General features: G+C 71.7%; 17 protein-coding genes and 1 pseudogene. 17 read left to right on the plus strand and 1 reads right to left on the minus strand.

Annotated features, from left to right (window positions below; translation table 11 throughout):
* Nucleotides 1-27: 27 nt before the first annotated feature.
* The gene (locus Q9R26_RS12130) at nt 28-447 is read right to left on the minus strand and encodes a pilus assembly protein CpaE (protein ID WP_111056750.1); all 420 of its coding nucleotides are present in this window, start codon (nt 445-447) and stop codon (nt 28-30) included.
* A gap of 237 nt (nt 448-684) precedes the next feature.
* Between Q9R26_RS12130 and Q9R26_RS12135 the strand changes: the two genes are divergently transcribed.
* The 17 genes and pseudogenes from Q9R26_RS12135 to Q9R26_RS12215 all read left to right on the plus strand — a co-directional run bounded on the left by Q9R26_RS12135 (nt 685) and on the right by Q9R26_RS12215 (nt 21,234).
* Nucleotides 685-3,336 carry a glycosyl hydrolase 2 galactose-binding domain-containing protein gene (locus tag Q9R26_RS12135; protein WP_311227417.1) on the plus strand — a complete coding sequence of 884 codons (2,652 nt, stop codon included), beginning with the start codon at nt 685-687 and terminating at the stop codon, nt 3,334-3,336.
* A gap of 151 nt (nt 3,337-3,487) precedes the next feature.
* Nucleotides 3,488-3,763: a twin-arginine translocase TatA/TatE family subunit gene (gene tatA / locus Q9R26_RS12140; RefSeq protein ID WP_182064710.1), complete on the plus strand. Its 276-nt coding sequence runs from the start codon at nt 3,488-3,490 to the stop codon at nt 3,761-3,763.
* 104 nt (nt 3,764-3,867) lie between these two features.
* Nucleotides 3,868-5,280, plus strand: a complete 1,413-nt coding sequence (locus tag Q9R26_RS12145) for an MFS transporter (protein WP_311227418.1) — start codon at nt 3,868-3,870, stop codon at nt 5,278-5,280.
* A 53-nt stretch (nt 5,281-5,333) separates the two neighbouring features.
* Nucleotides 5,334-7,502, plus strand: coding sequence for an ATP-dependent Clp protease ATP-binding subunit (locus Q9R26_RS12150; protein WP_259580339.1), 2,169 nt, complete (start codon nt 5,334-5,336; stop codon nt 7,500-7,502).
* A gap of 87 nt (nt 7,503-7,589) precedes the next feature.
* Nucleotides 7,590-8,144 (plus strand): DUF2231 domain-containing protein, encoded by a 555-nt coding sequence (locus tag Q9R26_RS12155; RefSeq protein WP_311227419.1) that lies wholly within the window; start codon nt 7,590-7,592, stop codon nt 8,142-8,144.
* 54 nt (nt 8,145-8,198) lie between these two features.
* Nucleotides 8,199-8,852: a response regulator transcription factor gene (locus tag Q9R26_RS12160; protein ID WP_311227420.1), complete on the plus strand. Its 654-nt coding sequence runs from the start codon at nt 8,199-8,201 to the stop codon at nt 8,850-8,852.
* A gap of 41 nt (nt 8,853-8,893) precedes the next feature.
* The gene (locus Q9R26_RS12165) at nt 8,894-10,054 is read left to right on the plus strand and encodes a HAMP domain-containing sensor histidine kinase (RefSeq protein ID WP_311227421.1); all 1,161 of its coding nucleotides are present in this window, start codon (nt 8,894-8,896) and stop codon (nt 10,052-10,054) included.
* Nucleotides 10,051-10,584 carry a hypothetical protein gene (locus Q9R26_RS12170; protein WP_311227422.1) on the plus strand — a complete coding sequence of 178 codons (534 nt, stop codon included), beginning with the start codon at nt 10,051-10,053 and terminating at the stop codon, nt 10,582-10,584. Before Q9R26_RS12165 ends, Q9R26_RS12170 begins: the two co-directional genes overlap by 4 nt.
* Nucleotides 10,581-11,735 carry a peptidoglycan-binding protein gene (locus Q9R26_RS12175; protein WP_311227423.1) on the plus strand — a complete coding sequence of 385 codons (1,155 nt, stop codon included), beginning with the start codon at nt 10,581-10,583 and terminating at the stop codon, nt 11,733-11,735. The genes Q9R26_RS12170 and Q9R26_RS12175 overlap by 4 nt, the downstream gene beginning before the upstream one ends.
* The gene (locus Q9R26_RS12180; protein WP_311227424.1) at nt 11,732-12,457 is read left to right on the plus strand and encodes an ABC transporter ATP-binding protein; all 726 of its coding nucleotides are present in this window, start codon (nt 11,732-11,734) and stop codon (nt 12,455-12,457) included. Before Q9R26_RS12175 ends, Q9R26_RS12180 begins: the two co-directional genes overlap by 4 nt.
* Nucleotides 12,454-13,641 (plus strand): ABC transporter permease, encoded by a 1,188-nt coding sequence (locus tag Q9R26_RS12185; RefSeq protein WP_311227425.1) that lies wholly within the window; start codon nt 12,454-12,456, stop codon nt 13,639-13,641. The genes Q9R26_RS12180 and Q9R26_RS12185 overlap by 4 nt, the downstream gene beginning before the upstream one ends.
* A gap of 287 nt (nt 13,642-13,928) precedes the next feature.
* A complete protein-coding gene (locus tag Q9R26_RS12190; RefSeq protein ID WP_262136812.1) occupies nt 13,929-15,254 on the plus strand; it encodes a sugar ABC transporter substrate-binding protein in 1,326 nt (441 codons plus the stop codon).
* A 3-nt stretch (nt 15,255-15,257) separates the two neighbouring features.
* Nucleotides 15,258-16,286, plus strand: a complete 1,029-nt coding sequence (locus Q9R26_RS12195; protein WP_209133002.1) for a carbohydrate ABC transporter permease — start codon at nt 15,258-15,260, stop codon at nt 16,284-16,286.
* Nucleotides 16,283-17,170: a carbohydrate ABC transporter permease gene (locus Q9R26_RS12200; RefSeq protein WP_311227426.1), complete on the plus strand. Its 888-nt coding sequence runs from the start codon at nt 16,283-16,285 to the stop codon at nt 17,168-17,170. Before Q9R26_RS12195 ends, Q9R26_RS12200 begins: the two co-directional genes overlap by 4 nt.
* Before the next feature lie 112 nt (nt 17,171-17,282).
* Nucleotides 17,283-18,071: a DeoR/GlpR family DNA-binding transcription regulator gene (locus Q9R26_RS12205; protein WP_182064600.1), complete on the plus strand. Its 789-nt coding sequence runs from the start codon at nt 17,283-17,285 to the stop codon at nt 18,069-18,071.
* Nucleotides 18,068-19,063 (plus strand): hexose kinase, encoded by a 996-nt coding sequence (locus Q9R26_RS12210; RefSeq protein WP_311227427.1) that lies wholly within the window; start codon nt 18,068-18,070, stop codon nt 19,061-19,063. Before Q9R26_RS12205 ends, Q9R26_RS12210 begins: the two co-directional genes overlap by 4 nt.
* An 84-nt stretch (nt 19,064-19,147) precedes the next feature.
* Nucleotides 19,148-21,234, plus strand: a pseudogene (locus tag Q9R26_RS12215) (fructose-specific PTS transporter subunit EIIC).
* Nucleotides 21,235-21,256 lie beyond the last annotated feature (22 nt).

Below are 21,256 nucleotides of genomic sequence, written 5' to 3' on the forward strand. Positions count from 1 at the left end.
CGCCTTCCGGGAACGTTCAGTCTCGCGTCACGCGAGCGCCGCCGTGATGTACGCCTGCAGCGCCTGTCCGTAGGCGATCGCCGGCACCTCGGACGCGAAGCTGCGGTCGGTGCCGCCGATCGTCGCCGTCACGGTGAAGACCACCCGACCGCCGACCTGCACACGGGTCAGCCCGATGAACGACGGCCCGAGCAGTTCGCGCAGCTGGTCCTCACGGGGCAGCCAGAGCGACTCGGTGGCGGTGACCGAGTCGAGCGCCCACTCGGTGGTGCCGTTGAAGCCGAGGATCGTGCCGGTGGGGGAGTCGTGCCGTTCGACGGTCATCTCGGACACCGTGTAGACGTCGTCGTCGATGCCGGGCTTGTCGATCACGAACCGGTCCCCGGTCTCGGGGTGCCAGCGGAGGCCGGCGTCACGGAGGGACCTGGCGAGTTCGACGGTGATCACGTTCCCACCCTGCCCGCGCGACCCGCCCCTGTCACCACCTAGGTTGCCGAAAGCATCCCGTACTAGCATCGCCGAGCACCCCTCGCGCGAGCGCAACCCGTTCGTGCGCGCGACGTGACGACGCCCGGGCAACCGGTGCCGCGCCTCCAGGCCGTGGGAACCGGCCGCGGGTCGGACGCCGGCCGGGGGCACCGACCGAGGCTGACGGAAACCCTGCCGCCGAAGAGAAGGACCCGCATGACCCTCGAACGCGAGGAACTCCGCGACGACTGGACCGTGACGATGGCCGGAGGAACCGGCGCGCCGGACGGTGTCGCGGGCCGCACCATCCCGGCGACGGTGCCGGGCCAGGTGCACACCGACCTGGAGCGGGAGGGCCTGCTGCCGGACCCGACGTTCCACCTGAACGAGCAGGCCGCGAAGTGGGTCGGCCGCGCCGACTGGGCCTACCGCCGAACGGTCGACGTCGACCCGCGGGGTCACGAGCGCGTCGACCTGGTCTGCGACGGTCTGGACACGGTCACGGAGCTCAGCCTGGACGGCGTCGTCGTGGGCACGACCCGCAACATGCACCGCCGGTACCGGTTCGACGCCCGTGTGCAGACGGGCTCCGGCGGCACCACGAAGGACCTCGAGATCCTGTTCGAGTCGCCCTACCGCGAGGCAGGCCGGGTCGCCGCGAAGGCCGGCAGCATGCCCGGTCCCTACGACGAGCCGTTCCCGTACGTCCGCAAGATGGCGTCGAACTTCGGCTGGGACTGGGGTCTGACGGCGGTCACGAGCGGCCCGTGGCGGCCGGTCGCGATCGAGCGGTGGTCGACCGCGCGCCTGCGCGAGGTCCGCCCGCTCGTCGACGTCGAGGCCGGTGAGGGCGTGCTCGACGCGCACATCACCGTCGAGCGCTCGGGAATGAACGACCTGGACCAGGACGGCGAGGACGACGACCTCGTGCTCGTCGTCACCGTCAGCGGCGAGACCGAGGACGGCGGCACCACGCGCCAGCGGTCCCGCGCGCAGCTGACCCCGAAGGACGACGAGACGGTCGTCACCGTGCGGGTCCCCGAGGCGCGGCGCTGGTGGCCACGCGGCTACGGCGCCCAGCCGCAGTACGACGTCGTGGTCGAGCTGCAGACCGTCGACGGCGAGGTGCTCGACCGCGACACGTTCCGCACCGGGTTCCGGTCGACCCGCATCGAGACCCAGGTCGACGGCATCGGCCGCCCCTTCGCCGTACACGTCAACGGCACGCTCATCGACGTCCGGGGCGTCAACTGGATCCCCGACGACGTCATCGTCTCGCGCGTCGACCGCGCGCGACTGGAGTCCCGGCTGGGTGCCGCGGCATCCCTCGGCACGAACCTCGTGCGCGTCTGGGGTGGCGGAGTGTACGAATCGCGCGACTTCTACGAGGTCTGCGACGAACTCGGTCTCCTGGTCTGGCAGGACTTCCCCTTCGCGTGCTCGGCCTACCCCGAGGTCGAGCCGATCCGCAGCGAGGTCATCGCCGAGGCGCGGGACAACGTCGCCCGCCTCGCCCGCCACCCCTCGCTGGTGGTCTGGAACGGCAACAACGAGAACATCTGGTTGCACGACGCCGACGGCTGGGGTGCGGAGCTGGGCGATCGGGGCTGGGGACTCGACTACTACCTCGACCTGCTGCCGACCATCGTCGACGCCGTCGACCCGTCGCGGTTCTACACGGTCGCGTCGCCGTGGTCTGGCTCCGAGTCGCTGCCCGCGAACGAGGTCGACCACGAGACGCACCACTCGTGGGACGTCTGGAACCGGCTGCCCGACACCGCCTACCGCGAGTCGGTGCCGCGCTTCGTGTCGGAGTTCGGCTGGCAGGCGCCGCCCGCCTGGCGCACGCTGCGCGACGCGGTCATGGACGCGCCGCTGCGGGTCGACTCGCCCGGTGTGGTCCACCACCAGAAGGCGGCCGACGGGATGGCCAAGCTGGCCCGCGGGCTGGAGCCGCGCTTCGGCGCGGTCGACCCGGCCGCGTTCGACGCGTGGCACTACCTGACGCAGCTGCAGCAGGCGCGGGCGATCGCGACCGGCATCGAGCACTGGCGCACGCACTGGCCGCGCAACACGGGTGTCGTGGTGTGGCAGCTGAACGACCTGTGGCCGGTGTCGTCGTGGTCGGCGATCGACTCGGCGGGGCGGCTGAAGCCGCTCGCGCACGAACTCCGCCGCCTGTACGACGACGTGCTGCTGACGATCCGTCCGGTGTCGTCGGTCCCGGTGACGCCGGGTGCGGAGCGGACTGGAGGACCGGATCACCCGGGTGCATCGGCTGCGGTCGGCGAGACGGCCGACCTGGGCGAGCTCGCGGACACGCTGTCGCTGGGGGTCTCGCCCGGCGCCTTCGGGTCCTCGCCCGTCGAGGTGGCCGTCCGGTCGACCCGCACCGGGCACGACAGCGTGGTGCGGGTGCGCCGGATCACCACGGCCGGCACGATCCTGGCCGAGGTGTCACTGCCGGTCCGGCTGTCGTCCGCGGGCGTCGCGGTCGTTGCCCTGCCCGAGTCGGTCGGTGTCGTCGACGACCCGGCCAATGAGCTCATCGTCGCCGACATGGACTGGCGCCGCGCGGTCTGGACCCCCGGTCCCGACGCCGCGATGCGGTGGGAGCCGGCGCGCTACCGGACCTCGTTCGCGGTGGTCGACGGTGGCCTGGACCTGACCGTCGAGGCCGACTCGCTCGTCCGCGACCTGCTGGTGCAGCCGGACCGGGTCGCCGTCGGTGGAACGGTCGACCGCGGGTTCATGACGCTGCTGCCCGGCGAGCGTGTGGTGTTCCGGCTCGGCGGTGTGACCGAGGCAGACATCCCGGCGCTCCGCGAGGCGCCCGTGCTGTGGAGCATCGACCGCGTGCTCGGGTGACCGGGGTGCTTCCCTGTGCGAACGGTGTCCGTTCCGGGGGCCGGCCTGGGCATCCAGGGGCGGGGGAGTTACGATGGAGGCACACGGACTTCCGCCGCGTGGGTCGACGACGATCACCGGATGGCGACCAGTTCCAGATCAAGGAGTTATGATGCTCGGAAACCTGACCGGCCTTCACCTGCTGATCATCCTCGGGATCGTCATCCTGCTGTTCGGCGCGACCAAGCTCCCGGCGCTCGCCAAGGGCCTCGGCCAGTCGATCAACATCTTCAAGAAGGAGATGTCGGACGACGAGAAGAAGGCCAAGGGCGCGGACGGTACCGTGCAGAACACGACCGCCGGGCCGGCGGCGCCGGTGCAGCCGGTCGTCAACCCGGAGCCGTCGGTGCAGCCGAACGCGGACTCCCGCCACTACTCCCAGAACTAGGACACCCAGCCCCGTCCTGTCGGCAGCCCCCGCGACCACACCGGTCGCGGGGGCTTCGTCGTGCGGGATCGACCGCGGGGTCCCCCGTGCCGCAGGATGAGCACATGACCGTTCCCGCTCCCGTCCCCGCGCCGCACGGGGTCGCGCCCCTCCGGGACGACCGGCGGATCGTGCTGGTGGTGGCGATCCTGGCGTCGTTCGTCGTCGGGCTCGACTCGAGCGTCGTGAACGTCGCACTCCCCGCGATCCGGCAGGAGCTCGGCGGTGGACTCGTCGTGCAGCAGTGGGTCGTCGACGCGTACCTGGTCACGCTCGGCTCGCTCATCCTGGTCGCCGGCAGCCTGTCCGACCTGTTCGGCCGGGTCCGGATCATCACGTGGGGACTCGTGGTCTTCGGGATCGCGTCCGTGGTGTGCGCGATCGCCCCCACCGGCGAGGTGCTCATCGTCGCCCGGGCGCTGCAGGGCGTCGGCGGGGCGCTCGTCATGCCGAGCGCGCTCGCCCTCATCGTCGCGGCGTTCCGCGGGGCGGCGCAGGCGAAGGCCATCGGCACGTGGACGGCGTGGTCGAGTGCGGCCACGATCCTCGGCCCCGTGGTCGGCGGGCTCGTGGTGGACGGCATCGGGTGGCGGTGGGTCTTCGTGCTCACCGCGGTGCCGATCGCCGTGACGATCCCGCTGGTCCTGCGCATCACCGGCGACGTGCACCCCGCCGTCCGCCCGCGCGTCGACGTCGTCGGGGCCGTGCTCGCCGTGGTGGGTGTCGGCGGGGTCGTGCTGGGCCTCATCGAACAGGAGCGGCTGGGGTGGGGTGCGCCCGTGGTGGTCGGCGCGCTCGTGCTCGGTGCCGCCGCACTCGTGGCGTTCGTGCCGTGGGAACTGCGGGTGACGCGGACGACGGGTTCGCCGCTCGTGCCGCTCGAGTTGTTCCGGGCGCGGAACTTCACGGTCGGGAACCTCGCGACCCTGTCCATCTACGGGGCGCTCGGCATGGTCTTCTTCGTCGTCACGCTGTTCCTGCAGGAGGTGTGGCGGTTCCCGGCCTGGCTCGCCGGCCTCGCGACGCTGCCGCCGACGATCATGCTGCTCGCCCTCTCCACCGCCGTCGGGTCCGCGGCGGGTCGGTTCGGCCCGCGGTGGTTCATGGCCGCCGGGCCGGCGGTGGGCGCGGTCGGGGCGCTCCTGCTGCTGCTCGCCGGCGACGATCCGACCGGGTACTGGTGGTCGGTGCTCCCGGGGCTGGTGCTGATCGGCGTGGGCATCGCCCTGATGGTCACGCCCCTGACGAGCGCGGTGCTCGGGTCGGTGCCGCAGTCCGAAGCCGGGTCCGGTTCGGCCGTGAACAACGCGGTCGCGCGCATCGCCGGACTCGTCACGGTCGCACTGGCCGGCGTGGTGCTCGGCGGCGAGGTGAGCGTCGACGGGCTGCACCGGGCCATGGTGGTGATGGCGCTCCTGCTGCTCGCGGGTGCCGTCGTCTGCGCCGTCGGAATCCGGAATACCGTCGAGCGCACCTAAGTTGAGTGGAGTAGACTCAACTCCAGGACCACCGCAACGAAAGGACGGAACGCATGGCGAACCTCCAGGGCGCTCCTGACTCCCAAGAACGACAGAAGACCGCCCTCGAGCAGTACGGCATCGACCTCACGGCGATCGCGCGCAGCGGCAAGCTCGACCCCGTGATCGGACGCGACTCCGAGATCCGGCGCGTCTCCCAAGTGCTCACGCGCCGCACCAAGAACAACCCCGTGCTCATCGGCGAGCCCGGCGTCGGCAAGACCGCCGTCGTCGAGGGACTCGCACAGCGCATCGTCGCCGGAGACGTCGCCGACTCCCTCAAGGACAAGCGGCTCATCTCGCTCGACATCTCCGCCCTCATCGCCGGCGCCAAGTACCGCGGCGAGTTCGAGGAGCGGCTCAAGTCCGTGCTCAAGGAGATCAACGACTCCGACGGGCAGGTCATCACGTTCATCGACGAGCTGCACACCCTGATGGGTGCCGGCGGCGGCGAGGGGTCGGTGGCGGCCTCGAACATGCTCAAGCCGATGCTCGCCCGCGGTGAGCTCCGGCTCATCGGCGCGACGACCCTCGACGAGTACCGCGAGTACATCGAGAAGGACGCCGCGCTCGAGCGGCGCTTCCAGCAGGTCTACGTGGGTGAGCCGAGCGTCGAGGACGCCGTGGCGATCCTGCGCGGACTCAAGGAACGCTACGAGGCGCACCACAAGGTGACGATCAACGACTCCGCCCTCGTCGCGGCCGCGAGCCTGTCGAACCGGTACATCTCCGGGCGACAGCTGCCCGACAAGGCCATCGACCTGATCGACGAGGCTGCGAGCCGGCTGCGCATGGAGATCGACTCCAGCCCGGTCGAGATCGACGAGCTGAAGCGGAACGTCGACCGTCTGCGGGTCGAGGAGTTCGCGCTCAAGCAGGAGAAGGACGACGCCTCGAAGGCCCGCCTCGAGACCCTGCGCAACGAGCTGCACACGCGCGAGGAACGGCTGGCCGAGCTCGAGCAGCGCTGGCAGGCCGAGCGTGCGAGCCTGAACCGCATCGGTGAGCTCAAGCAGCGGCTCGACGATCTGAACATGCGGTCGCAGCGGGCCCAGCGCGAGGCCGACTACGAACTCGTCTCCCGGCTCGAGTACGGCGAGAAGCCCCGCATCGAGGCCGAGCTCGCCGCCGCCGAACAGGCCGAGAGTGCCGACCGGATGGTGAACGACAGCGTCACCGACGAGGACATCGCCGCGGTCATCGCGCAGTGGACGGGCATCCCGCTCGGCCGGCTGCTGCAGGGTGAGACCGAGAAGCTCCTGCACCTCGAGAGCGAGCTCGGCCGCCGGATCATCGGGCAGCGCACGGCCGTGACCACCGTGTCCGAGGCCGTGCGTCGCACCCGCGCCGGCATCTCCGACCCGGACCGTCCGACCGGTTCGTTCCTGTTCCTCGGCCCGACGGGTGTCGGCAAGACCGAGCTGGCCAAGGCCCTCGCCGAGTTCCTGTTCGACGACGAGAAGGCCCTCGTCCGGATCGACATGAGCGAGTACGGCGAGAAGCACTCCGTGGCCCGCCTGATCGGTGCCCCGCCCGGGTACGTCGGGTACGAGGCCGGTGGACAGCTCACCGAGGCGGTCCGCCGCCGCCCGTACTCGGTGATCCTGCTCGACGAGATCGAGAAGGCACACCCCGAGGTGTTCGACGTGCTGCTCCAGGTCCTCGACGACGGGCGACTGACCGACGGCCAGGGTCGCACGGTCGACTTCCGGAACACGATCCTCGTGCTGACGTCGAACCTGGGGTCGCAGTTCATGACCGACCTGTCCCTGAGCGACGCGCAGCGGGAAGAAGCGGTCCGTGAGCTCGTGCAGCAGGCGTTCCGGCCGGAGTTCATCAACCGTCTCGACGACATCGTGGTGTTCCAGGCCCTGACGGCCGACGACCTCGGTCAGATCGTGTCGCTCTACGTCGACCGGCTGGCCCGCCGCCTGACCGATCGCCGGCTCGAGCTCGCCGTCACCCCCGAGGCACGCGGCTGGCTGGCGGAGCGCGGGTACGACCCGCTGTACGGCGCGCGGCCCCTGCGTCGCCTGATGCAGCGGCAGATCGACGACCGGTTGGCCCGCGCCATCCTGTCCGGTGACGTCCGCGACGGTGACACCGTCCGGGTGGACGTCGCCGCCGATGGCGACGGCCTGACGGTCGAGCCGTTCGAGCTCGCCGAGATCGTCGAGGAGTAGTCCACCGAGACGGACGGGAGGCCCGTCGCCGGGTCCTGGGACCGGTTCCTGGGACCGGTGACGGGCCGTTCGTCTACCGTCCACGGCATGCCTGAGATCCGCGCGATCCGCCGCCTCACCGACGCCGTCGAGCACGCGAGCGTGCTCGACAAAGCCGTCGACATCGACCGTGCCGTCGTGAACGCCCTGGCCAAGCCGAAGGCCCTGCGCCAGCTGCTGCACGGCGCGCCGTTCGGCCACCCGATCCACCCGCTCATGGTGCAGGTGCCGCTCGGCGCCTGGATCTCGGCAGCGGTGCTCGACCTGCTCGGCGGGAAGGGCAACGCGAAGGCCGCGAAGACCCTCGTCGGCGTCGGGGTGGTGTCGGCTGGCAGCGCATCGGTCGCCGGGTACGTCGACTGGTCCGAACTGGACCGCGAGCAGCTCCGGACGGGGTGGGTGCACCAGGCCGTGAACTGGGCGGGGCTGTCGCTGTACGGGCTGTCCTGGCTGCAGCGGAAGCGGGGCAACCACGGAGCGGGCAAGGTGCTCGGTCTCGCGGGACTCGCCGTCGTCAGTGTCGGCGGGTACCTGGGCGGACACCTGTCCTACCGGCAGCGCGCGGGCGTCAGCGACCATGGCGAGGTGCCGTTCGACGCGTAGTCCGAGCACGGCTGCTCCCAGCCCATCCACTGGAACATCACGTGCAATGTACGGATGCGTGTACTCGTGGTGGACGATGAAGGGGCCCTCGCCGACCTCGTCGCGAAGGGGCTGACCCGGCAGGACATGGCGGTCGACGTCGCCTACCGTGGCGACGACGCCGACGAACTGCTCGGCGTCAACGACTACGACGTCGTCGTGCTCGACCGGGACGTCCCCGGACTGCACGGCGACGAGGTCGCCCGGCGGCTGGCGGCGCGGGGGAGCCTCACCAGGATCCTCATGCTGACCGCGGCGACGTCCCTGACCGATCGGGTGAACGGCCTGGAGCTCGGAGCCGACGACTACCTGACGAAGCCGTTCGAGTTCCCCGAACTCGTGGCCCGCGTCCGTGCGCTCGGTCGACGCAGTGTCGCCCCGGTCGCGCCCGTGCTCGAGCGCTCGGGGATCGTCGTGGACACCAACCGGCGGATGGCCACCAGGCAGGGGCGGCCCCTGGACCTGACGTCCAAGGAGCTCGGCGTGCTCGAGGAGCTGCTGCGCGCGGACGGTCGGATCGTGGCGGCCGAGGAGCTGCTCGAGAAGGTCTGGGACATGAACATCGACCCGTTCACCGCCGCGGTGCGGGTGACGATGTCGAAGCTCCGGAGGAAGCTCGGCGACCCGGACCCGATCCGCACGGTGCCGGGGCAGGGGTACGCGCTGTGACCCGCCGACCCCGGACGTGGAGCATCCGGACGCGCACGGCGGTGACCTTCGCACTCGCGGCGATGGCGTTGGCCGCGGGCGTGGTGGTCTTCAGCAACGTGATGTCCCTGGCCGGCGTCGGCGCCGGACTCGACACCGCAGCCTTCCGGACGGCGGTCCCGACGCCGGACTTCACGGCGGCGACGCGGGCCCGGGTCGACGGCGGTGCTGCGGGGACGCCGTCGGTCGCGGTGGTCCAGCTCGTCGCCGTGCAGCAGTGGCAGTGGTCGGCGATCGGCGTCGCGGTCGCCGGGGTCGCGGCGGGCGGCATCGGGTGGGTGCTCAGCCGACGGATGCTCCACCCGATCGACCGGATCACCGCGACCGCGAACCGGATCTCGGCGTCCAACCTGCACGAACGCATCGCCCTCGACGGCCCCGACGACGAACTCCGGCGACTGTCCCGGACCGTCGACGACCTGCTCGACCGGCTGGAGGCCGCCTTCGCCAGCCAGCGGCGCTTCGTCGCGCAGGCCTCGCACGAGCTCCGCACCCCGCTCGCCGTCCAGCGTGCAGCGGTGCAGGTCGGGTTGACCGTCGACGCAGCCCCCGACGAGGTCCTGACCGTCCGGGACGAGCTGCTCGAGCAGAACCGCCGGACGGAGCACCTGGTCGAGTCCTTGCTCGTGCTGGCCGAGGCCGATCGCGGGCTCGCCGGAGCGACCCAGCCCGTCCACGTCGACGAGGTGACCGCCGCGGTGGTCGCGGCGATGGCGGGTGACGCGACCGACGCCGGGGTGACGCTCACCCACGAGACGCTCGACGGGCCTCCCGGCATGGTCGTCGACGGCGAGCCGACGCTCGTGCGGCAGGCGGTCGTCAACCTCGTCGGGAACGCCGTCGAGTACAACGGACCCGGCGGGTTCGTCCGGGTGACCACGTCGTCCGACGGCGTCGTCGTCGAGAACTCGGGGCCGGTCGTGCCCGACGACGAGGCTCCCCGCCTGGTCGAGCCCTTCTGCCGGCGCGACCCGACGCCCACCGGCCGGCGTCACAGCGGGCTCGGACTGTCCATCGTGGCGGCCATCGTGCAGGCGCACGGGTGGCGGCTGTCGGTACGGGCGCGACCGGGTGGCGGCCTCGTGGTGCGGATCGGTGTTTCGCCGGTGCAACCCGATGTACCCGCGGCCCGAAACAGCCGGGGCGGTGTGCTGAATGCATGATGAAGCAGACGACGACACGCAAGCCCTCCGGGACCGTCCGCGGCTCCCGCTCCCTGGTCGCTCTGGCCGCCGCAGCCGTGTTGCTGCCGGGGTTCCTCGCCGGGTGCTCACCGACCACCTCGGACACCGACGCCGCCGGCTCGAGCGCCGTCGACGCGAAGGGCACCGACCTGGCGGAGTGCATGCGCGACAAGGGCTACGACATGCCGGACCCGACCGCGGGGAACGGTGGCGCGCAGGTGCAGGTGCCGGACGGGGTCGACCCGGACCAGTACACGGCGGACCTCGGGACGTGCATCGGTGACGGGAAGGGCGCCGGGGACGGCGTGCAGGCGAAGCCGATGGAGGGCCTCGACGACAAGCTCCGCGAGGCTGCGGCGTGCATCCGGGAGGAGGGGTTCTCGGACTACCCCGACGACGAGGCCGGCATGCGGTCCTACCGGCCCGACGACGAGGCCGCGTTCGAGGAGGTCGCGAAGACCTGCAACGAGCGGGCCTTCGGCTCGGACGTGGTCGGAGCGGGGGAGTGAGCCGCCCGACGTGGCGTCGCGCACTGGTGGCCGGGATCTGCCTGGTCGCCGTGTTCGGAGCGGGCGCAGGGACCTGGGCGATCGTCGGTGTCCGTGCGGGCGACTCGGCCTCGGCGACCTCCGGTCCCCGGTCCGGCACCGCTCGGCCCGACACGACGGCGCCGGTGACGAGGGGTGACCTGACGGACTCGAAGGTCTTCGCGGGCGCGCTCGGGTACGGGACGCCGGTCGGGATCCCCGGCGCGGCACCCGGCACGATCACCTGGTTGCCGCACCCCGGCGACGTGATCGAGCGCGACGGGGCGTTGTACGCGGTCGACGAGCAGCCCGTCCGGGCGCTGTACGGCGCGGTGCCGCTGTGGCGCGACCTGGCACGCGGCCGCAGCGGTGCCGACGTCCGGCAGCTCAACGAGAACCTGGCCGCCCTGGGGTACGACGTGTCCGTCGACGACGAGTTCGGTCCGCGCACGGAACGGGCGGTCCGACAGTGGCAGGAGGACCGGGACCGCGAGGAGGACGGTGTGCTGACCGCGTCCGACATCGCGTTCGTGGACGGTCCGGTCCGGGTGGCCTCGGTCGGCGGGCGGCTCGGCCAGCCGACGGGCGCGGGCGGCGGGGCGACCGGGGCCGCCGGGCTCGGAGCTGCCGGCGGTGACGACCCGGGTGCTGCCGACGGCGGTGGAGCGGGCACCGTCGGCGGCGACGTCCTGCAGGTGACGAGTCCGAGGCGCATCGTGTCGGCGACCGTGTCCCAGCGCGATGCCGAGCGGCTCGCGGTCGGCACGCGGGTCGACGTCCGGGTCAACGGCGCCGGCGGACGGATGGCCGGCAGGGTGACGGACGTCGAACCGGTCACGGGCGACGACGGCGCGACCAAGGTGCAGGTCTCGGTGTCGTTCGACGCCGGGAAGCGGAAGCTCCCGACGGCGGCGTCGGCCCAGATCGACGCGAAGGGCACCATCGAGCGTGGTGTCCTGTCCGTCCCGGTCACGGCGTTGGTCGCCCGGGACGGCGGCCGGTACGCCGTCGACGTGGTCCGCCACGACGGCACGACGGAACGCGTCCCGGTGCGCCCCGGGTTCTCCGCGGACGGCAGGATCGCGGTCGCCGGGGACGTCGAGGCCGGCGACCGGGTGGTGGTGCCCGGATGAGCGGCGCGGTCCTGGCGTTGCGTGACGTCGTCAAGACGTACGGGGACGTCCACGCGCTGCGCGGCGTGTCGCTCGAGGTCGTCGCCGGCGAGTTCGTCGCGGTCGTCGGGCCGTCGGGTTCCGGCAAGTCCACGATGCTCAACATCGTGGGGACCCTCGACCGACCCACGTCGGGCACCGTCACGATCGCCGGCAACGACGTCGCGACGATGTCGGACGACGAGCTGTCACGCCTGCGAGCCGACCACATCGGGTTCGTCTTCCAGCACTTCCACCTGCAGACGGGGGCCACCGCCGCCGAGAACGTCGCGGACGGGGTGCTCTACGCGGGCCTCCCCCGTCGGGAGCGGCACCGGCTGGCGGTCGACGCGCTCGGCCGGGTCGGCCTCGGGCACCGTGTGGACCACCGCCCGCACCAGCTGTCCGGGGGTGAGAAGCAGCGCGTCGCCATCGCCAGGGCGATCGTCGGTGGCCCGACGATCCTGTTGGCGGACGAGCCGACCGGGGCGCTCGACACCGCCTCGGGCGCGGCGGTCCTCGCCCTGCTCCGCGAGCTCAACGACGGGGGGACCACCGTGCTCGTGATCACGCACGACCTGGAGCTCGCCGCCTCCTTGCCACGGCAGGTGCGGATGCGGGACGGTCTCGTCTCGCAGGACGACGGGGCCGGTGCGGCCGCAGGTGCGGCTGCACTCGCCGCGGCGATCCGGGACCACCGATGAGGGCCCGGGGGAGCGTCAGGCCCGCGGACCTGCTCCGGCTCGGGGTCTTCGGCCTGCGGACCCGCCCGGGCCGCGTCGTGCTGTCGGCGCTCGGCATCGCGATCGGCATCGCAGCGATGATCGCGGTCGTGGGGATCTCGTCGTCGAGCAAGGCGAAGCTCGACCAGGTGCTCGACGCGCTCGGCACGAACGTGCTGACGGTCACCCAGGCGCAGGGGTTCGGTGCACCCGAACCCCTGCCGACCACCGCCCTCGGATCGGCCCAGCGGCAGCGGGAGGTCGAGTCCGCGGCGGCGGTCGGGACGGTGCCGGATGCCGCGGTGTACCGGAACGACCACGTCCCCGCACCGGAGACGAAGGGCATCGGGGTGTTCGCCGCCTGGGGTGACGTGCCCGGGGTGCTCGGCGGCGGACTCGCGTCCGGACGCTGGATCGACGACGCGCACGGCGCGGCACCGCAGGTGGTCCTCGGCGCCGAGGCCGCGCGGTCGCTCGGGGTCGACCGCGTCCGCGCCGACACCCGCGTGTGGATCGGCGGGCAGTGGGTGCAGGTCGTCGGGGTCCTCGAGCCCGTCGAGCTGGCCGCTGACCTGGACCGCCAGGTCTTCGTCCCGCGGGGACTCGCCGGACAGCTCGGCTTCGACGGCGCACCGACCGCGGTGTACACCCGCGTCGACCCGACCCGGGTGGCCGAGGCCCGGGACATCCTCGCCGGCGCGATCCGCCCGGGGGCACCGCAGCAGGTGGGGGTCACGAGACCGTCCGACGCGCTCGCAGCGAAGAACGCAACGGACGACTCGTTCACCGGGCTGCTCGTCGGCATCGGCGGCGTCGCGCTGCTCGTCGGCGGGATCGGTGTGGCGAACACGATGGTGATCACCGTCCTGGAGCGCCGTGCCGAGGTCGGCGTCCGTCGGGCGCTCGGCGCACGTCGTCGGAGCATCCGCGACCAGTTCCTGGTCGAGTCGTTGCTGCTGTCGTTCCTCGGCGGGCTCGCCGGCGCCGTGCTCGGCGTCGCGGTGACGGTCGTCTTCGCCGTCACGCAAGGCTGGCCGGTCGCACTGCCGGTGTGGGCCGTCGTCGGCGGGCTCGGCGCCACGGTCGTGATCGGCGGGGTCTCCGGGATCTACCCGGCGGCACGCGCAGCGCGGATCCCGCCGACGTCCGCCCTGGCGGCCGTCTGACGCGTGCGGTGGACGCGCGCAGGGGAGGCCCGGGGCCGGTCCGGCGGACCGGCGCCGGGCCTCCGGGCGGTCGCTTCCCGACGCCGGACGCGAGTCGCAGATCATGCCTGGTCATGACCACCTGGTCAAGCATCTGCACCGATCTGTTCGACATCCGTGATGACCCGGAAACACGCGGATCGAAAGCGGTCACCAGGACCGATCCAACGGTTGACAAGGGGCCGAGCAGGGTCTTCTATTGCGAATACGCAACGTCCTTTCATAAAGGTCGGACCAAGGGAGTCATCGTGACACGAACGCGTTTCGCCGCACTCGGTGCGCTCGCCCTCGCAGGCGCGCTCGCCCTCACCGGGTGCTCCGCCGGGAGCAACGCCGCTTCCGACGGCGGCACGAAGTCCATCGGCACGCCCGATGGCACGGGCAAGACCATCACCGTCTGGATGATGAACGGCGACCTGAGCGACAAGGTGCTCGACGCCGCCGGCAAGCAGTTCACCGCCGACACCGGGGCGAAGGTGAAGATCCAGACCCAGCAGTGGGACGGGATCACCACCAAGCTCACCACGGCGCTCGCGCAGAGCGACGCCCCCGACGTCGTCGATCTCGGCAACACGCAGGTGCCGGTCTACGCGGCCGCCGGCGGGTTGACCGACCTGACGCCGTACCGCGACGAACTCAAGGACGGCCAGACCTGGCTCACCGGGCTCGAGGGCCCCGCCACCGTCGACGGCAAGCTCTACGGGGCACCGCTGTTCGCCGGCAACCGGGCCGTGGTCTACGACAAGCAGGTCTGGAAGGACGCCGGCGTGACCGACGTGCCGACCACCTACGACGAGCTCACCGCCGACCTCGACAAGGTCAAGGCCGCCAACCCGGCCAGTGACTTCTCCGCCTTCTACATGCCGGGGCAGTACTGGTACGGCGGCCTGCAGTGGGTCTGGGACGCCGGTGGCGAGATCGCCACGGACGAGAGCGGCAAGTGGACCGGGACACTCGACTCTGCCGAGGCCGTCGAGGGGCTGACCGCCTGGAAGGACTTCCAGAACGCGTACTCGGCGAAGTCCACCCAGGACATCAACACCGACAAGCCCTCGCAGAGCGACGTCTTCGCACAGGGTGACACCTCGGCGTTCCTCGGGTCCGCGTGGGAGATCGGCTCGATCACCACGGCGAAGCCGGAGCTCGCCGACCGTATCGGCACGTTCCCGATGCCGTCCTCGACCGCGGGGAAGACCCAACCGGTGTTCCTCGGTGGCTCCGACCTCGGGATCCCGGCGAAGGCGCAGAACCAGGAACTCGCGCTGTACTACCTGAAGATCCTGACCTCGAAGGAGTTCCAGCAGGACCAGGTGTTCGGGGTCGACGGCTGGGAGCCGAACTCCACCGAGCTGCTCGACGCGGTCGCCGGCGACGTCGACGAGCTGCACAAGCCGTACTTCGAGGCGGCCGGCACGAGCCGACCGACCCCGGCCACCCCGGGCTGGGCCACCATCGAGGGTGACGCCTCGTTCCAGTCGATGTTCGCCGACGTCGCCACCGGCCGGAAGTCGCCGGAGCAGGCCGCCGAGGGGTTCTCGAAGCACCTCACGACCGCGCTGAACGCGCAGCCGTAGGCGATGACGTCCACTGCGGAGCCGGTGACCGACGCGGAGCAGTCCGCGCCGGTCACCGGCGGGCGGGCCGGCGGCGGTCCGGTTCAGGGGCCGTCGCGGGGTGCCCGTCGAGGTGGGCGCATCGCGGGTCGTCGCTCGCCGGTCGGGTCGCGGGCGCCGCTCGTCCTGCTGGCCCCGGCGGCGCTGCTGCTCCTGGCCCTCGTCGTCTACCCGCTCGTCCGGCTCGTCGTCATCTCGTTCCAGGACTACGGGCTGCGGGCGATCTTCACCGGGCAGGCCGGGTTCGCAGGGTTCGCGAACTACACCGGCGTGCTCACCGACGCGAGTTTCTGGCCGGTCATCCTGCGCACCGTGCTCGTGACGGGTGCGATGGTCCTCGGCACGATCGTCATCGGCATGGGAGTGGCGCAGCTGCTCACCCGTCTCGGGGTCGCGATGCGCACGATCGTCAGCGTCGTGCTCGTGCTGGCCTGGGCGATGCCGAACGTGGCCTCGAGCCTGGTGTGGCAGTGGCTCTTCCAGCCGTTCTACGGCGTGCTCAACTGGCTCATCACGCAGCTGCGGGTGTTCGGGGACCACACGCAGGACAACTGGGCGTCGCACCCGGGGCAGGCGTACACGATCGTGCTGACGCTCGTCATCTGGCAGGCCGTGCCGTTCGTGGCGCTGACGCTGTACGCCGCGCAGTCCCAGATCGCGCCGGAGTACTACGAGGCCGGTGCGCTCGACGGGGCATCGGTGTGGACGATGTACCGCGCGATCACGCTGCCGGCACTCGCGCCGACGCTGCTGCTCGTGTCGATCCTGTCGGTGATCTGGGACTTCAACGTCTTCAACCAGATCTGGCTGCTCACCCGCGGCGGACCGGAGGAGGCCACGCTGACCCTCGGCATCTGGACCTTCGTGCAGTCGTTCGTGTCCAACGCCTACGGGCAGGGGGCGGCGATCGCCGTGATCTCCACCCTGATCCTCGGGGTGCTCACCAGCTACTACATCCGCCGGCTCGTCCGCAGCGGTGAGGAGGACCTGTGACCGTCTCGAGAACGGTGCCCCGTGCGGGCAGCGCGTCCGCGCCGGCCCCCGTGCGGGTGCGCAAGCGCAAGCCACGCGTCGTCGCGAACACCATCGCCGTGCTGTTCTGCCTGGTCTGGGTGTTCCCGATCTACTGGATGGTGAACACCGCCTTCAAGCCCGCCGACGAGGTCACCACGATGACCCCGATCTGGGCGCCGCTGCACCCGACGCTCGACAACTTCACGCGGGCGCTCACGCAGGAGGGCTTCCTGGTCTACCTGCGGAACTCCGCGATCGTCGTGGTGGCGGCCGTGCTGCTGTCGATCGTCGTCGGGTTCCTGGCGTCGGCGGCACTGTCGCGGTTCCGGTTCCGCGGACGGCGGGCGATCCTGGTCGCGATCCTGTTCGTGCAGATGATCCCCTCGGGCGCACTGCTCATCCCGCTGTTCCTGTCGTTCCAGAGCATGGGGCTGCTGAACAGTTACGTCGGGCTGATCCTGGCGTACGTGGCGAGCGTGCTGCCGTTCTCGATCTGGGTGATGCGCGGCTTCTTCGTGGCCGTCCCCGTCGAGATCGAGGAGGCGGCGAAGGTGGACGGCGCCGGCACCTTCCGGATCCTGTGGAGCGTGCTGTTCCCGCTCGTCATGCCCGGGGTCATCGCCACGAGCGTGTTCGCGTTCATCGCGGCGTGGAACGACTACCTGATCGCGTACGTGATGCTCAAGGACCAGGGGATGTACACGCTGCCGGTCTGGCTCGCCGGGTTCTCGACGAACAAGGGCGCGGACTTCGGTGGGCTGATGGCGGCGAGCGTGCTGTTCTCGATCCCGGTCGTGGTCTTCTTCCTCGTCGTGCAGCGCCGGCTGGTGAGCGGGATGACGGCGGGCGCCGTGAAGGGGTAGCGCTCGGACGACCAGCACCTGTGGACGTGTTGGTTGCATGACGGAACGGTTGCGTTCTTGTGGGTTCCAGACGTACAGTGCTCGAAACCCAACGGAACGAAGGAGTTCGGGCATGTACGCAACCGAGCGGCACGACGCCATCGCCGCGGCGCTGCAGACCGCGGGCCGCGTCTCGGTGGCCGACCTCGCCGAGCACTTCGACGTCACGACCGAGACCGTGCGCCGCGACCTGGACCTGCTCGAGTCGGCCGGGGTCCTGCGCCGCGTGCACGGGGGAGCGGTCCCCGTCGGGCGCTCGAGCGTCGTCGAACTGACCGTCGCCGAACGCGAGGGGCAGCACGGTTCGGCCAAGTCCGCCATCGCCCGGGCCGCCATGCGCCTGGTTCCGCCGACCTTCACCGGCTCGATCGCCCTCGACGCCGGCACGACGTGCGCCGCCGTCGCCTCCGAACTCGCCCGCTGGGAGCCGTCCACGCCCGGCGCGACGATCACCGTCGTCACCAACTCGGTGCCGATCGCCGCGACCCTGCAGCACAGCGAACACGTCGAGCTGCACCTGCTCGGCGGACGGGTCCGTGGGGTCACGAGCGCCGCGGTCGGCACGGCCACCGTCGAGCAGATCGGCGCCCTCCGGCCCGACATCGCGTTCGTCGGCACGAACGGCCTGTCAGCGGGCTTCGGCCTGAGCACACCCGACGAGTACGAGGCCGCCGTGAAGGGCGCGTACGTGCTCGCCGCCCGTCGGGCGGTGGTGCTCGCCGACGCCGCCAAGCACGGGGTCGAGGCCCTCATGCGGTTCGCGCGGATGGACGAGATCGACACCCTCGTCACCGACGAGCAGCCGCCGGCCGACCTCGCCGGTGCGCTCGCCGACGCCGACGTCGAGGTGGTCGTCGCATGAACGGCCGCATCGTCACGGTCACCCCGAACCCGTCGCTCGACCGCACGATCGAGCTCGCCGGTGAGCTCCAGCGCGGCGCCGTCCAGCGCGCGACCCGGTCCACCGCGGAACCCGGCGGCAAGGGCGTCAACGTCTCCCGCGTGGTCGTCGCGAGCGGCGGGGACACCGTCGCCGTCCTGCCCGGCGACGAGCTCGACCCGGTCCTGCTCGGCCTTGCCACGCGCGGCATCCCGACCGCCGCGCTGCCGATCGGGGCGCCCCTCCGCTCGAACGTCACCGTGACCGAGCCGACCGGCACCACGACGAAGCTCAACGAACCCGGCCCCTCGCTCGCCGGTCGCCTCGACGACCTCGCCGCGCTGGTCGCCGACACCGCGGCTGCCACTGCCACCGGCCCCGCCGCCCGCTGGGTCGTGGTCGCCGGGTCGCTGCCGCCCGGTCTGCCCGACGACGCACTCGCCGTGCTCGTCCGGGCCGTCCGTGCCCGCCACGGTGCGGACGTCCGGATCGCCGTCGACTCGTCCGGAGTGCCGTTCACCGCGCTGCTGCAGTCGGGCGAACGGATCGACCTGGTGAAGCCGAACGCCGAGGAACTCGCCGAGGTCGTCGGCGGCGACCCCGAGGAGTACGAGCGCGACCTCGACGCCGCGGTCGCCGGAGCCCAGCGGATGCGGCGGAGGAACGTCGGTACGGTCTTGCTCACCCTGGGCAGCGCCGGCGCCGTGCTGGTCTCCGACGAGGGGGCCTTCGCCGCCGCCGCACCCGAGATCGTCGCCCGCTCGACCGTCGGCGCGGGGGACTCCTCGCTCGCCGGCTACCTGCTCGCCGAGGTCGCCGGAGCGTCACCCGAGCAACGTCTCGCCCAGGCCGTGGCCACCGGTGCCGCCGCCGCAGCGCTGCCCGGCAGCGACGTGCCGGCACTCGACCACACCGACCCGACGGCGGTCTCCGTGCGGGTGCTCGACACGCACCCGGCCCCCGAACCCGCCTGATCCCCTCCCCTCCCCACCCCGCCCGACGACCCCACGAACACCTGCACCACCGCGCGATCAGCGCCATTGCGAAGGAGCAAGCACATGTCCGCAGACTCGAGTCCGCGCCTCATCAGCGCCCAGCTCGTCGGCCTCGACGAGGACCTCGGAGCCACGTCGACCGACGTCATCCGGGTGCTCGCCGACCGCGTCGCCGCGACCGGCCGCGCCGCCGACGGCGCCACGCTCGCCGACGACGCCGTCAAGCGCGAGGCGAGCGTCGGAACGGGCGTCCCCGGTGGCATCGCCATCCCGCACGCCCGGTCGGCGTCGGTGTCCGAGCCGACGCTGGCGTTCTCGCGCCTGGCCCGGAAGGTGCCGTTCGGTGCTCCGGACGGCGACGCCGACATCGTCTTCATGATCGCCGTGCCCGAGGGGCGGACAAGGACCACCTGACGGTCCTCTCGACCCTGGCCCGGGCGCTCATCCGTGACGACTTCACGGCCGCGTTGCGGGCCGCGACCACGGCCGACGAGATCGTCCGGTTGGTCGACGACGAGGTGGGCGGCGAAGTGGCCGAGGCCGGCGTCGGGAAGGCGAGCAGTGCCTCCGATCCGGCCACCGCGCCCGCCGCCGACCGGAAGGTCTTCGTCGGCGTCACCGCCTGCCCGACCGGCATCGCGCACACCTACATGGCGGCCGACGCCCTCGTCGCCGCAGCCCAGCGCGCCGGTGCCGAGATGCACATCGAGACGCAGGGATCCTCGCAGGTCGAGCCCCTCGACCCGGCGCTCATCGCCCGTGCCGACGCCGTCGTGTTCGCGGTCGACGTCGACGTCCGCGACCGCGGTCGGTTCGCCGGCAAGCCGCTGGTGTCCGGACCCGTCAAGCGTGGTGTCGACGAACCCGACGAGATGATCGCCGAGGCCATCCGCGCCTCGGAGGACCCGCACGCCGCACGCGTGCAGGGCGGCGCCGCCGTCGAGGGCGAGTCCACCGCCAAGAACGAGCACTTCGGTCAGGCGCTCAAGCGCTGGCTGCTCACGGGCGTCAGCTACATGATCCCGTTCGTCGCCGGTGGCGGGCTCCTCATCGCGCTCGGCTTCCTGCTGTCGGGGTACCAGATCGCGTCGACCCACGGGGACGACGGCATGAGCAACGCCGCGTGGACGCTGACCCACTCGACCCTGTTGAACCTGCCGGCGGAGGGCCTCGGCTACTACCTCGGTGCCGCAGCGTTCCAGATCGGACAGGTGTCGCTCGGCTTCCTCGTCGCCGCGCTCGCCGGCTACATCGCCTACGCGATGGCCGACCGACCCGGCATCGCGCCCGGCTTCGTCGCCGGGTCGATCGCCGTGTTCATGAACGCCGGGTTCCTCGGTGGTCTGGTCGGTGGCCTCATCGCCGGTGCCGCCGCGTACTGGATCGGGCGCATCCCGACGTGGCGCTGGCTGCGTGGCCTGATGCCGGTCGTGATCATCCCGCTGTTCGCATCGATCATCGCCTCGGGCCTCATGCTCCTGGTGCTCGGCGGCCCGATCGCCTGGGTCATGACCGAGCTCACCGCGTTCCTCAACTCGCTGTCCGGTGCCTCCGCCGTCCTGCTCGGGATCATCCTCGGTCTGATGATGGCGTTCGACCTCGGTGGTCCGGTCAACAAGGTGGCGTACGCGTTCGCCGTCGCCGGCCTCGGCGCCGGGACCGCCACGAACGTGGTGCCGTTCGAGATCATGGCCGCCGTCATGGCGGCCGGCATGGTGCCGCCGCTCGCACTCGCACTCGCCTCGACCGTGCTCTACCGCAAGGGCTTCACGAAGCCGGAGCGCGAGAACGGCAAGGCCGCGTGGCTCCTCGGTGCGTCCTTCATCTCCGAGGGTGCGATCCCGTTCGCCGCGGCCGACCCGCTGCGCGTCATCCCGGCGTCGATGGTCGGGGCCGCGATCACGGGTGCGATCTCGATGGCTGCCGGTGTGACCTCGCGAGCACCCCACGGCGGGATCTTCGTCTTCTTCGCGATCGGTGACGTGCTGATGTTCGTCGTCGCGATCCTGGCGGGGACCGTGGTGTCCGCGCTGGTGCTCGTCGCCCTGAAGAAGTGGGTGCGTCGTCGCCCGGTCGACGAGGCCGCTGCGGGCAGCGAGGCTGCCGTGGCCGGCGAGACGGTGGGCCAGCGCGCGCCGGTCGCCGCGTAGTCGACCGCAGCACACGACGGAC

It is taken from the genome of Curtobacterium sp. BRB10 (assembly GCF_031844325.1).
GTDB lineage: Bacteria > Actinomycetota > Actinomycetes > Actinomycetales > Microbacteriaceae > Curtobacterium > Curtobacterium poinsettiae_A.